Source organism: Streptomyces sp. NBC_00414, from assembly GCF_036038375.1.
Taxonomy (GTDB): domain Bacteria; phylum Actinomycetota; class Actinomycetes; order Streptomycetales; family Streptomycetaceae; genus Streptomyces.
In genome coordinates, this window is the sequence record NZ_CP107935.1 from 8,154,600 (window position 1) to 8,166,699 (window position 12,100).

The following is a 12,100-nucleotide window of genomic DNA, read 5'->3' on the forward strand; positions in this document are numbered from 1 at the left end:
GCCGTGGGGTCTCGTTGTCGGGTGCGGGCCGGTGGTCGGTCTGTGCCCACCCGTTCCGCCCCGCGGAACGCCTGCCCACAGACGGCGGGCGGGGGCGCCTGCCTACAGACCGCGGGCGGGACGTCTGCCCGCAGGCGGCTCGGGCGGCTCAGGTGGGTGGTGGGCCCACGATCACCAATGGGGTGCCCGCTTCCACCTGGGCGCCCGGGGTGGTGAGGAGTTCCAGGACCACGCCGTCGATGGGGGAGGGGACCCGGGACTCCATCTTCATGGCCTCCAGGGCCAGGAGGGGCTGGCCGGTGGTGACCGGGTCGCCCGGCTCGACGTTCAGCTGCCATACCGAGGCGGCGAACTCGGCCTCCACGAGGCGGGCGCCCGGGGGCACCGTCACCTCCACGGGGGACGCGGCCGGAGCCGGGGTCGCCTCCGCGCGGAGGAACTCGCCTGCCGCCTCCCAGGCGTCCCGCTCCGCGGCGAAAGCCGTGCCCTGCCGGGTGCGGAACTCCGCGATCGCCTCGGCGTTCTCGGCGAGGTACGCCTCGTAGGAGGCGAGTGAGAAGGTGCCCTCCTCGATCCTCGGGGCGAACCGGCCCGAGGCGATGTCGGAGCGCAGCTCCAGGAGTTCGTCCGCCTCCACGGGATACCACTTGATCCGGTCGAAGAAGCGCAGCAGCCACGGAGAGCCCGGCTCGAACGCCCCCCGCTGCTGCCAGCCGGACCACATCTGCGTCGTGCGGCCTACGAACTGGTAGCCGCCGGGGCCCTCCATGCCGTAGACGCAGAGGTAGGCCCCGCCGATGCCCACCGAGTTCTCGGCCGTCCAGGTGCGGGCCGGGTTGTACTTCGTCGTGACGAGCCGGTGGCGGGGGTCGAGCGGCGTCGCCACCGGCGCCCCCAGGTAGACGTCTCCCAGGCCCAGCACCAGGTACTCGGCGTCGAAGACCGTGCGGTGGACGTCCTCGACCGAGTCGAGTCCGTTGACGCGGCGGATGAACTCGATGTTCCACGGGCACCACGGCGCGTCGTCGCGCACGCCGGCCATGTAGCGGGCGATCGCCTCGCGGGTCGCCGGATCGTCCCAGGAGAGCGGGAGATGGACGGTACGGGACGGGACGACGAGCTGGTCGGCGGGTGGCAGGGTCCGCACGATCTCCCGTACCAGGGAGAGGAGTTCGGGTTGTGGGAGCCGGTCCGGGTCCGTCTGGATCTGGAGCGAGCGGATGCCCGGTGTGATGTCCGTGATGCCGGGCAGCCCGGCCGCCGACACCGCCTCCATCAGCGCGTGGACCCGCATCCGCAGGGCCAGGTCCAGTTGCATGGGCCCGAACTCGACGAGCAGGTTGTCGTCGCCGCTGCGCCGGTACGTCACGTCGGCGTCCCGGGCCAGTACGCCCCCGTCGGAGATCTCCGCGCGGTCGGCCTGCGGAGGCGCGGACGGGGCACGCCTCAGCCGAGCGGCCTCGGGCACCGTCACCGGCACGAACCGGACCGTGTCGCCCGGCCGCAGCTGCCCGAGCTTCCACCGCTGGCCCTTCGCGACGGTCGCCGGGCAGACGAAGCCGCCGAGCGAGGGGCCGTCCGGGCCGAGCAGTACCGGCATGTCGCCGGTGTAGTCCACTGCTCCGACCGAGTAGGGCGTGTCGTGGATGTTGGAGGGGTGCAGGCCCGCCTCGCCGCCGTCGGCGCGCGCCCAGCGTGGCTTGGGCCCGACCAGCCGGACGCCCGTGCGCGCCGAGTTGAAGTGCACCTTCCAGTCGGCCGCGTAGAAGTCCCGGATGTCCTCCTCGGTGAAGAACTCCGGTGCCGCGTGCGGGCCTTCGAGCACGCCGACCTGCCACACCTCGCCGAACCGGGGCCGCTCGCCCGTAGGCACCGGTGCGCCCGAAGGTACCGCCGCGCCTCCGTGGAGGACGTCGCCCGTCCGCAGCGTCCGTCCGCCGTGGCCGCCGAACCGGCCCAGTGTGAACGTGGACGCGCTGCCCAGGAACGGCGGCACGTCCAGGCCGCCGCCCGCGAGGAGCACATACGTTCGCAGCCCGTGCCCGGCGGGCGCCCCGACCTCCAGTACGCCGCCCGCGGGCACCGTCACCGGCTCCCACTGGGTGACCGGCGTGCCGTCGACCGTCACGGGCGCCGCCGCACCCGTGACGCACACGGTCGTCGGGTGGGTGAACCTCAGCGCCGGTCCCCGCAGGGTGCATTCGAGACCGGGAGCGCCCTCGTCGTTGCCGAGCGCACGGTTTCCGAGCCGGAACGAGAAATCGTCCATCGGTCCGCACGGAGGCACGCCCACCTGCCAGTGGCCGGTCCGCCCCGGCCAGTCCTGGATCGTGGTCAGGGTCCCGCCCGAGACGACCTCGATCCTCGGCGTCGGATCGCTCACCGCGGCGAGGGTGGCCGTGGAATGCGCGGCCGACCGGAAGTCCGGGTCCGAGAGCGCCGCCCGGACCAGGCCGAGGTTCGTCTCGATGCCGTCGACCCGGGTCGCGGCCAGCGCCTCGCCCAGCCGTGCGAGCGCGTCCGCCCGGTCGGCGCCGTACGCGACGATCTTCGCGAGCATCGGGTCGTACGAGGTGGTGACCTCGGTGCCCGTCTCGATCCAGCCGTCCACGCGGACGCCCCGCGGGAACGCGACCCGCGTCAACAGGCCCGCGCTCGGCCGGTGTTCACGGGACGGGTCCTCGGCGTACAGGCGTGCCTCGACGGCGTGACCGAGGGGCGTGCCCGGGTCGCGTACGACACCGGAGTCGCCGCGGGCCAGCCGCAGCATCCACGCGACGAGGTCGACGCCGTGGATCTCCTCGGTGACCGGATGTTCCACCTGGAGACGGGTGTTGACCTCCAGGAAGTACGCCTCCTCGCGGGCCGCGTCGTAGACGAACTCGACCGTGCCCGCGGAGCGGTAGCCGACACTCGCGCACAAGTCCCGGGCGGAAGCCGTCAGTTGCTCGCGGATGTGCGGAGGCAGTCCGGGGGCCGGGGCCTCCTCCAGGACCTTCTGGTTGCGGCGCTGCAGCGAGCAGTCGCGGTCGCCGAAGGTGACGACCCTGCCCTCGCCGTCGCCGAAGACCTGCACCTCCACATGGCGGGCGTGCTCGACGAGCCGCTCCAGGAAGACCCCGGCCGAGGAGAAGGAGGCCGCGGCGACGCGCTGCACGCTCTCCCAGGCGTCGCCCAGCTCGTCCGCCGAGCGGCAGGCGGACATTCCGATGCCGCCTCCGCCGCCCGTCGCCTTCAGCATGACGGGGTAGCCGATGAGTCCGGCCTGCCGCAGGGCCTCGTCGACGTCCGCGAGCAGTCCCGTGCCCGGGGCCAGGGGCACCCCGGCCGCCTGCGCCGCCGCGCGGGCCGTGTGCTTGGCCCCGAACAGCTCCAGCTGCTCCGGTGTCGGCCCCACGAACACGATTCCGGCCTCCTCGCAGCGCCGCGCGAACGCCGCGTCCTCGGAGAGGAAGCCGTATCCCGGATGGATGGCCCCGGCGCCCGTGTCCTTCGCCGCGGCCAGGACGAGATCGGCGTCGAGGTACGACTCCTTGGCGGGTGCGGGGCCCAGCCGTACGGCCTCGTCGGCGAGCCGCACGTGCGGTGCGGAGCGGTCCGCGTCGGAGTACACCGCGACCGTGCTCAGGCCCAGCTCCCGTGCCGTGCGGATGATCCGGACCGCGATCTCGCCGCGGTTGGCGACGAGAAGCGTGTCGAAGGCCGCGACCTCGGCGTCGGTCATCCCTGAGCCGCTCATTCGGGAGCCCCGCGGTCGGAAGCCCCGTGTTCGGGAGCCCCGATCGTCATCTCGACGGCGGTCGGCTCGAAGCCGTTGCACGGGTTGTTGATCTGGGGGCAGTTGGAGACCAGCACGAGCACCGCGCGTTCGGCCCGCAGGGTCAGGGAGAGGCCCGGGGCGGAGATGCCGTCGACGATGCCGAGGGTGCCGTCCTTCTCGACGGGCACGTTCATGTACCAGTTGATGTTGGAGACGAGGTCGCGCTTGCCGAGACCGTAACGGGCGCCCTCGGTGAGGAAGTTGTCCACACAGGCGTGCTGGGACCACGTGTGGTGGCCGTAGCGCAGGGTGTTCGACTCCTTGGAGCAGGCGCCGCCGAGGGTGTCGTGCCGGCCCACGTCGTCCGCGACGACCCTCATCAAGGGGGTGTGTTCGTTCGACATGAGCACACTGCCCGTGGTGAGGAAGATGTTGCCCTGCGCCTGGACGGTGTCGGGCGCGCTGTAGCGCACGGCGGTGTCCTCGGCGTCGTACACGAGGAAGTCCACGGCCTGGTTGCCGTGCAGGTCGGTGATGGTGAGCGTCTCGCCCGCGCGCAGGACGGCGGACCAGGCGGCCCGGGCCGCGACCGTGGTGCTCACCGATGGACGAGCCGGTGTACGAACCGGCGTACGAGCCGGTGTCCGCGCGCTCATGCGATCCCCCTCGCGGCAAGGAACTCGGCGGTGTTCAGGAAGGCGCGGCGGCCTTCGGGCGAGGCCTCCCACAGCGGGTCGCCGGACCGGGTGGCCTCGGCACGCCAGGCCAGTACCTCCAGCGGGGTGCTCGTGTAGGCGTCGCGCGGGTCGGCGGGGTGCGGCACGTTGGCCAACAGCACGGTGACGTCCTGCTCGGCGCGGAGCGTCACGCTCGTCCCGGGACCCGCCGAACCGGTGAAGTCCAGGGAGCCGTCGTCGCGTACCTCCACGCCCTGGAAGAAGGAGAGCGACGGCGGCAGGTCGCGCGGCGCGAGCCCGTTCTTCGCGGCGGCCAGTGTGAACAGCTCGCGCCCGGCGGGGGAGGCGGACTGCGGCGCCCCGTCCCCGTACCGCTCCGTGTTCCGGACGAGCGTGGAGGTGCCGCAGAGCGCGTCGTGCCGTCCGGAGGTGTCGGCGATCAGTGAGGCGAGGACGCGGCCCTGGTCGGAGAGGAGCAGCCGGCCCTCGCCGAGGTAGGCGTTCCACTGGACCTTGACGGTGTCGGCCACGTTCAGGCGCTCCCAGGGCCGGTCGGCGACGAACAGGAGCAGATGGGCGCAGGCGTCGCCGCTCAGGTCGGTGAGCCGCAGCTCGGTGCCGCGCGCCAGCACCCGGTGGGTGTAGTTGCCGCCCGCCACCGTCTCGGCCCACACCAGGTGGCCCGCCTCGCAGGGGGGCGCGGGCCAGCCGCTCGCCGGCACGACGGGCATGGCCTCGGCGCGGGCGCCCTCCTGGGCGCGGGCGTGCGCGCGGGCTCCGTAAGTGGTCGCTGTCGCCATCGCGGGACCTCCGGCTCGGCAGGGATGACTTGTCGGTGAGCTGTTCGGTGAGCTGTTCAGCGCTGTTGGGTGCGCCACCGGACGTGCGGGTGGCGCAGATTTCTGTCGCTCGACAGAAATTAGGAGCCGGGCGGGTCACCGCCGTTGCCCGCGCGTTGCGGACCGGTTACCGATCGCTCACCGGGCAGGCCGCGTGAGGCGGTGTGCGAGGATCGAACACATGGGTTCCAGTGGGCGAAGAGTGGGCAGGCCGCGTGCCGATCAGCGCCCCGACAGCGGTCTGGCGCCGCGCGACGAACTGCTCTCCGCGGCCGCCGAGTTGTTCACGACCCGGGGATACGCCGCCACGACCACCCGGGCCGTCGCCGAGCGGGCGGGCATGCGGCAGGCGTCCATGTACCACTACGTGTCCGGCAAGGAGGAACTCCTCGCCGCGCTCCTGGAGTCCACCGTCACCCCCTCGTTGACGTTCGCCCGGCAACTCCTCGCCGAGGACGCCACCCCCGCGAGGGACAGGCTGTGGGACCTGTGCCGCGCGGACGTCGAGCTGCTCTGCGGCGGCCCGTACAACCTCGGCGGTCTGTACCTCCTGCCCGAGGTCCGCTCGGAGCGCTTCGCCGGCTTCCACGCCGTGCGGGCCGAACTCAAGGACGGCTACCGGCAGTTGCTCGCCGCGACGGAGCCGGGCGGCGCGCTCGCCAAGAGCGACCTCGATCTGCGGACGGATCTGCTCTTCGGGCTCATCGAGGGAGTGATCCTCGTCCACCGCTCCGATCCGGAGCGCCCGGTGCCGGTCTTCGCCGAGGCCACCGCGGACGCGGCCCTGCGCATCGCCGGAATCTGACCCGCGAGCGGGTCCGCCGGCAGCGCGAAAGCAGGCGCTCACCCCTTCTGATGAGGGGCTTCCGCACACCCGTACGCCGTCACGCTGGGTGTTCGCATGAGTGCACGGCGTGTAAATGGGGCAGAGCGTACTCCTGTTACGAGGGCGATTTCAGGTGCTTGCTGAATATGACACAGCGATGATCCGGTCGGACTAAGCTCGCCCGCAGCGCACCGAGTTGAGATGAATTCGTGCGCTTGTTCCCCGAAGTTCTGTAGATCCAGTTACCTCCCCCCCCCGACCTCCAGTCGACTTGTCTCAGAGGGCATACATGGTGAGTGTTCAATTGCCTCCCGGTGGCCGTGAAGTTCCCTACGCGCGCGCGTTGCTGCTGCCGGCCATAGTGATGGCCGCGGTGACCGGTGCCGCCGTCGCCCTGGTGACGCAGCCGGCTCGCGCGGCCGTCGGCTGGTGCGGCGCCGTCGCGACCCTGCTCGTGATCGCGACGGCGGCGGAAGCGGTCCGCCGCGGCCGGGTCATCCGCGCGGCGCGGGCCGAACTCGTCCGCCGCACAGAAGTCATGGAACGGCGCGTCTCCCTGCACGACGCCGAGATCGACCATCTCCGCGAGCACCTGCTGCCCACCGTGCTCAAGGGGATGCGCGGCGGCCGGTCGCCCCAGGAGGCGGTCCGGCTGATCATCGACAGCGACCCCGCCCAGCGGAACATCCCCCGCTCCCAGCGCGCGCTCCTGATCGAACTGCTGCGGATCATCGACAACGAGGAACTGCAGCGCGAGGCCGCGCAGCGCTCCTTCGTCAACATCGCCCGCCGTGTCCAGGCGATCGTCCACCAGCAGAACGTGGAACTCCGCGAGATGGAGGAGGACCACGGGCGCAACCCCGAGGTCTTCGACGACCTGCTGCGCATCGACCACGGCACCGCGCTGATCGGCCGCCTCGCCGACTCCATCGCCGTGCTCGGCGGCGGTCGCCCCGGCCGCCAGTGGCCCGCGCCCGTCCCGCTGTACAGCGTGCTGCGCGGCGCCATGTCGCGCATCCTGGAGTACCGGCGCATCGAGCTGCACTCCATCGCCAAGGTCGCCGTCAACGGCATCCACGTCGAACCGGTCATCCACGCGGCCGCCGAACTCCTCGACAACGCCACGCGCTACTCGCCGCCGCACACCAAGGTCCACGTCACCGCCGTAGAGGTACAGACCGGCGTGGCCATCGAGATCGAGGACGCCGGCGTCAGCCTCAGCGAGGAGGCCCGTACCCGGGCCGAGCGGATGCTCGCGCAGGCCGCGGAAGGCCCCGACCTCAACCAGCTCGGTGAGGACCCGCGGCTCGGCCTCGCCGTCGTGGGCCGCCTCATGGACATGTACGACATGCAGGTCTCCCTGCGCCAGTCCGCCTACGGCGGCGTGCGCGCGGTCCTCGTCGTCCCGCGCGCACTGCTCACCGAGGACAACGCGCCCGGTCTCGCCCACGGCATCGGCGCCGCCGCCGTGCCCAAGGTCGACTTCGACGGGGTCGAGGGTCCGCAGCGCAAGGAGAAGAAGCGCCGCCCCACCACCGGGCCCCGTACCCCCGGGTCGGACGACAGGGAGGACGACGACGTCCCCGAGGTCACCGAGTGGACCGCCAACGGACTGCCGCAGCGCCGCAGCCGGGTCACGGTCCCGTACAGCCAGCGGGTGAAGGAGGCCAGGGCCGCCGCGGCGGAGGCGGAGGCCGCGCGCAAGGAGGGCCGTCCCGTCATCGACTGGAGCCGGTCGTCCACCCAGGTGCCCAAGAAGAAGAAGGAAGAGAAGGAACCCGGGCTGTGGGTCGAGGCGTTCATGGCCGGCCTCAAGGGTGGAGACGACCAGCAGCAGACGCCCGGAGCGACGAACAGTCCGGCCCGCACCGAGGCCGACGACGAGGGGGACCTCAAGTGATCCAGCAGCGAGCCAATTTCGACTGGATGCTCAAGGAGCTGTCCGACGGGGTGTACGGGACCCGGCAGGTCGTCGTCCTCTCCGCCGACGGCCTGCGCATCGCCCGGTACGGGGGCGACCCCGACGCGGCCGACCGCATCGCCGCCGCCTGCGCCGGACTCCAGAGCCTCGCCGGAGCCGTCGCCACCGAGATCCCCGACACCGACGGCAAGATGCGCATGGTCATCATCGAGATGGAGGGCGGCTACTTCTACATGATGGCCGCGGGCCCCAACGCCTATCTCGCGGTGCTGGCGGAGGCCCACGTCGACGCCGGACTCATGAGCGCCCGGATGCGTGACCTCGTCGTCCGGATCGGCGCGCACCTCACCAGTCCGCCCCGGCGGAACGGGCAGACCGTATGAGTCCTCCCCAACGACGCCGGCGCCTCCCCAAGGCGGCGCCGAAGCCGAAACCCGCGCCCCCGCCGGAAGAACCCGGCGGACACGGCGGTCAGGGCGGACAGGGCCAGACCCGCGAACCGGAACGGCTGTACGTCGTCACCGGCCAGGTCGAGGGCGGCGACCGCGCCGAACTCGACCTGGTGACCTTAGTCGTGGCGTGCGCCGATCCCCCGCCCTCAGCCCAGCCGGAACAGTCGGCGCTGCTCCGGCTCTGTCAGGCCCCCATGTCCGTGGCCGAGGTCTCGGCCTATCTCAACCTGCCGTTCAGCGTGGTGACCGTACTGCTGACCGAGCTGATGACGGCTGAACTGGTACAGGCGCGCGCCCCGATCGTCCGCGCGGAGCTGCCCGACCGTTCCCTTCTCGAAGCGGTGATGCATGGACTTCAAAAGCTCTGACACCGTCCCCGGACCTCGCGCCGAGGACCATCTCCCGCAGACGGCGACCGCCGCGGTGAAGATCGTGATCGTGGGCGGCTTCGGGGTCGGCAAGACGACGATGGTGGGTTCCGTCAGCGAGATCAGGCCGCTGACCACCGAAGAGACCATGACGCAGGCCGGCATCGGAGTCGACGACAACTACGGCTCCGACACGAAGACGGCCACCACCGTGGCCATGGACTTCGGCCGCATCAGCATCACCGAGCAACTGGTGCTGTACCTGTTCGGCACCCCCGGCCAGGAGCGCTTCTGGTTCCTGTGGAACGGCCTGTTCGAAGGGGCCCTGGGCGCGGTCGTCCTGGTCGACACCCGGCGCCTGGAGGTCAGCTTCGACGTCATCGGACGCCTGGAGGAGCGTGGCGTGCCGTTCGTCGTCGCCGTCAACGACTTCCCGGACGGGCCCCGTTACCCCATGGACGACCTGCGGGCGGCGCTCGACCTGTCCGAGGAGATTCCCATGATGAAGTGCGACGCGCGGCGGCGGGCTTCCAGCCGGGACGTTCTGATGACGCTGATGCGGTTCCTGCACTCCATCGCGATGGCCTCCGCGTAGGCGCTCCGCTCTGGGCGCCTCGGTGACCTGCGGGTCCGGTGGGGGCTGGGCGCGCCCACGCGGCGGAGCCGCATGTCGAAACAGCCCCGCGCCCCTGAAAGACGGGTCTGCCGAAAGACGGGTCTGCGCCCCGGTCCGCCAGCTTGCCCCGCAGGTTCCGACCGACCATCCGACACACCGGCCCGACATCCCCGACCCCGGATCAACCCATCCCGGAAAGCGATCACCGTGACGCCTGAATCTCACTCTCTGACCGGTACGGACGAATCCACGTCCGGGCCGCCGCCCGGCTGTCCCGCCCACGGCGCGGGACCCGGCGGACTGCGCCGCCTGTACGGACCCGAGGCGCAGGATCTGGCGGCCCTGTACGAGAAGCTCCGTGCCGAACACGGCGCCGTCGCGCCGGTGCTGCTCCACAACGACGTGCCCATCTGGATGGTGCTCGGGCACGGCGAGAACCTCCACATGATCAGCAGCCCCTCGGTCTACACCCGCGACAGCCGCATCTGGACCCCCCTGCTGGACGGCACGGCCGGCGCCGACCACCCGCTGATGCCGCTCATCACCTGGCAGCCCATCTGCTCCCACGCCGAGGGCGACGAACACCAGCGGCTGCGCGGCTCGGTGATGGGCGCCATGTCGACCATCAACGCCCGTGACCTGCGCCGGCACATCAACCACTGGACGCAGGAGCTGGTCAACCACTTCTGCCACCGAGGCACCGCCGACCTGGTCTCCCAGTTCGCCGAACACCTGCCGATGGCCGTGCTGTGCGAGATCCTCGGCATGCCCGAGGAGTACGACGACCGGATGGTGCAGACCACCCGCGACCTCCTCAAGGGCACCGAGACGGCGATCGCCAGCAACGAGTACGTCATGAGCGTGCTGATGCGGCTCACCGTCCGCCGCCGGGCCGAGCCCGCCGAGGACTTCACCAGCCACCTCATCAACCACCCGGCCGGACTCACCGACGAGGAGGTGGGCCAGCACCTGCGGCTCGTGCTGCTCGCCGCGTACGAGGCCACGGCGAACCTCCTCGCCAACGTGCTGCGTGTGGTCCTCACCGACCCGGGCTTCCGCGCGCAGCTCAACGGCGGCCAGATGACGGTGCCCCAGGCGGTGGAGCAGTCGCTGTGGGACGAGCCGCCCTTCAGCTCCGTCCTCGGCTACTTCGCCAAGCAGGACACGGAGCTGGGCGGTCAGCGCATCCGCAAGGGGGACGGGCTGCTGCTAGGCATCGCGCCGGGCAACGTCGACCCGCACGTCCGCCCGGACCTCGAAGCGAACATGAAGGGCAACCGCTCGCACCTCGCCTTCGGCGGCGGCCCCCACGAGTGCCCCGGCCAGGACATCGGCCGTGCCATCGCGGACGTCGGCGTGGACGCGCTCCTCAAGCGGCTTCCGGACGTCCAGCTCGCCGTGGACGAGGACGACCTGAAGTGGACGGCGTCGATCTCCTCACGGCATCTGGCCGAGCTGCCGGTCGTGTTCGCCTCGGCGTCGCCGCAGGACGTCATGGACCGGCCCGGCGTCAGTGAGGTGCCCCGCCCGCGTCCGGACTGGGACCTCTCCGACCAGTCCCCGGACGCCGCCCCGGTGCCGCGGCCCACGATCGACCCGCTGGAGCCCCCGGCTTCCGGCCCGGCCGCCGAACCGGGCCATCGGCTCGGTGCCTGGCAGCGCTTCGTGCGCTGGTGGCGCGGTTACTGAGCCGGCCCGTCACCGGCCCACTCGTCGTGGGCGGACCACGCCTGGAGCGTCCGTCCGCTGCGGTACGAACGGCTGTGCCCCGTGACCGGATCGGTGAACTCCAGCACCCGCGAAAGCAGTTGCAGCGGGCGCCGGAAGTCACCGGCCGGCACGGGTCCTGTGACCTCCGGGTACAGCGGGTCGCCGAGGATCGGCACGCCCAACGCGTTCATGTGCACCCGCAGTTGATGGGTCTGGCCGGTGCGGGGAAGCAGCCGGTAGCGGCCCCGGCCGTCCAGGTGTTCCAGCAGCTCGACCCGGCTCACGGCGTTGGGCTCGCCCGGCACCTCCTGCGCGGCGAGCACCCCCCGCTCCTTGAGGATCCGGCTGCGGACGGTGACGGGCAGGTCCAGCGCCGGTGCGTACGCGGCCACCGCCTCGTACTCCTTGCGAACGAGGCGGTCGCGGAACAGCGACTGGTACGCGCCCCGCTCCTCGGGCCGCACCGTGAACAGCACGAGCCCGGCGGTGAGCCGGTCGAGCCGGTGCGCGGCCCCGAGCGCGGGTACGCCCAGCTCCCGCCGCAGCCGGGCCAGAACCGTCTCGGTGACATGACTGCCCCGCGGCGTCGTGGCGATGAAGTGCGGTTTGTCGGCGACCACGATGTGCTCGTCGCGGTACACGACCTCCACGGGGAACGGCACCCGCTCCTCGTCGGGCAGCTCCCGGTGGAACCACACGAACATCCCCGGCACGTACGCCGTGTCCGCCGTCACCGGCCGCCCGTCCGCGTCCACGATCTGTCCCGCGGCGAGCATCTCGTCGACGACCGCGGCCCGCGGTGCGAGCCGCTCCACCAGATGCTCCCGTACGGTGCTCCAGGCCCCGTCGGCCGGCAGCCGCACCCGCACCGGATCCACCCCTTCGCGCTGGGGCAGGGGAGAGGGCGGAATCGGGGTTCTACGTCTCACCC

10 protein-coding genes are annotated in these 12,100 nt (G+C 71.7%); 6 read left to right on the plus strand and 4 right to left on the minus strand.

Annotated elements, in window-relative coordinates; translation table 11 throughout:
* Positions 1-148 precede the first annotated feature (148 nt).
* The 3 genes from uca to OHS59_RS35465 are packed head-to-tail and all read right to left on the minus strand — an operon-like array spanning position 149 to position 5,237.
* Entirely contained in the window at positions 149-3,724 is a 3,576-nt protein-coding gene (uca, locus tag OHS59_RS35455; RefSeq protein ID WP_328497431.1) for an urea carboxylase, read from the minus strand.
* A gap of 11 nt (positions 3,725-3,735) precedes the next feature.
* Positions 3,736-4,416, minus strand: a complete 681-nt coding sequence (locus tag OHS59_RS35460) for an urea amidolyase associated protein UAAP2 (protein ID WP_443061554.1) — start codon at positions 4,414-4,416, stop codon at positions 3,736-3,738.
* Positions 4,413-5,237: an urea amidolyase associated protein UAAP1 gene (locus OHS59_RS35465; protein ID WP_328497433.1), complete on the minus strand. Its 825-nt coding sequence runs from the start codon at positions 5,235-5,237 to the stop codon at positions 4,413-4,415. Before OHS59_RS35465 ends, OHS59_RS35460 begins: the two co-directional genes overlap by 4 nt.
* 220 nt (positions 5,238-5,457) lie before the next feature.
* Between OHS59_RS35465 and OHS59_RS35470 the strand changes: the two genes are divergently transcribed.
* The 6 genes from OHS59_RS35470 (at position 5,458) to OHS59_RS35495 (ending at position 11,148) form a co-directional block, all read left to right on the plus strand.
* A complete protein-coding gene (locus OHS59_RS35470) occupies positions 5,458-6,081 on the plus strand; it encodes a TetR/AcrR family transcriptional regulator (RefSeq protein ID WP_328497434.1) in 624 nt (207 codons plus the stop codon).
* 310 nt (positions 6,082-6,391) lie between these two features.
* The gene (locus OHS59_RS35475) at positions 6,392-8,002 is read left to right on the plus strand and encodes a sensor histidine kinase (protein WP_328497435.1); all 1,611 of its coding nucleotides are present in this window, start codon (positions 6,392-6,394) and stop codon (positions 8,000-8,002) included.
* Positions 7,999-8,406, plus strand: a complete 408-nt coding sequence (locus OHS59_RS35480; protein WP_107019841.1) for a roadblock/LC7 domain-containing protein — start codon at positions 7,999-8,001, stop codon at positions 8,404-8,406. Before OHS59_RS35475 ends, OHS59_RS35480 begins: the two co-directional genes overlap by 4 nt.
* Complete coding sequence (locus OHS59_RS35485) at positions 8,403-8,843, plus strand: DUF742 domain-containing protein (RefSeq protein WP_328497436.1); 441 nt, start codon at positions 8,403-8,405, stop codon at positions 8,841-8,843. Before OHS59_RS35480 ends, OHS59_RS35485 begins: the two co-directional genes overlap by 4 nt.
* Complete coding sequence (locus tag OHS59_RS35490; RefSeq protein WP_328497437.1) at positions 8,824-9,438, plus strand: GTP-binding protein; 615 nt, start codon at positions 8,824-8,826, stop codon at positions 9,436-9,438. Before OHS59_RS35485 ends, OHS59_RS35490 begins: the two co-directional genes overlap by 20 nt.
* A 228-nt stretch (positions 9,439-9,666) precedes the next feature.
* The gene (locus OHS59_RS35495; RefSeq protein ID WP_328497438.1) at positions 9,667-11,148 is read left to right on the plus strand and encodes a cytochrome P450; all 1,482 of its coding nucleotides are present in this window, start codon (positions 9,667-9,669) and stop codon (positions 11,146-11,148) included.
* On the opposite strand, the gene OHS59_RS35500 is transcribed toward OHS59_RS35495, so the two are convergent.
* Positions 11,142-12,098: an RluA family pseudouridine synthase gene (locus tag OHS59_RS35500; RefSeq protein ID WP_328497439.1), complete on the minus strand. Its 957-nt coding sequence runs from the start codon at positions 12,096-12,098 to the stop codon at positions 11,142-11,144. The genes OHS59_RS35495 and OHS59_RS35500 overlap by 7 nt on opposite strands.
* Positions 12,099-12,100: the final 2 nt, after the last annotated feature.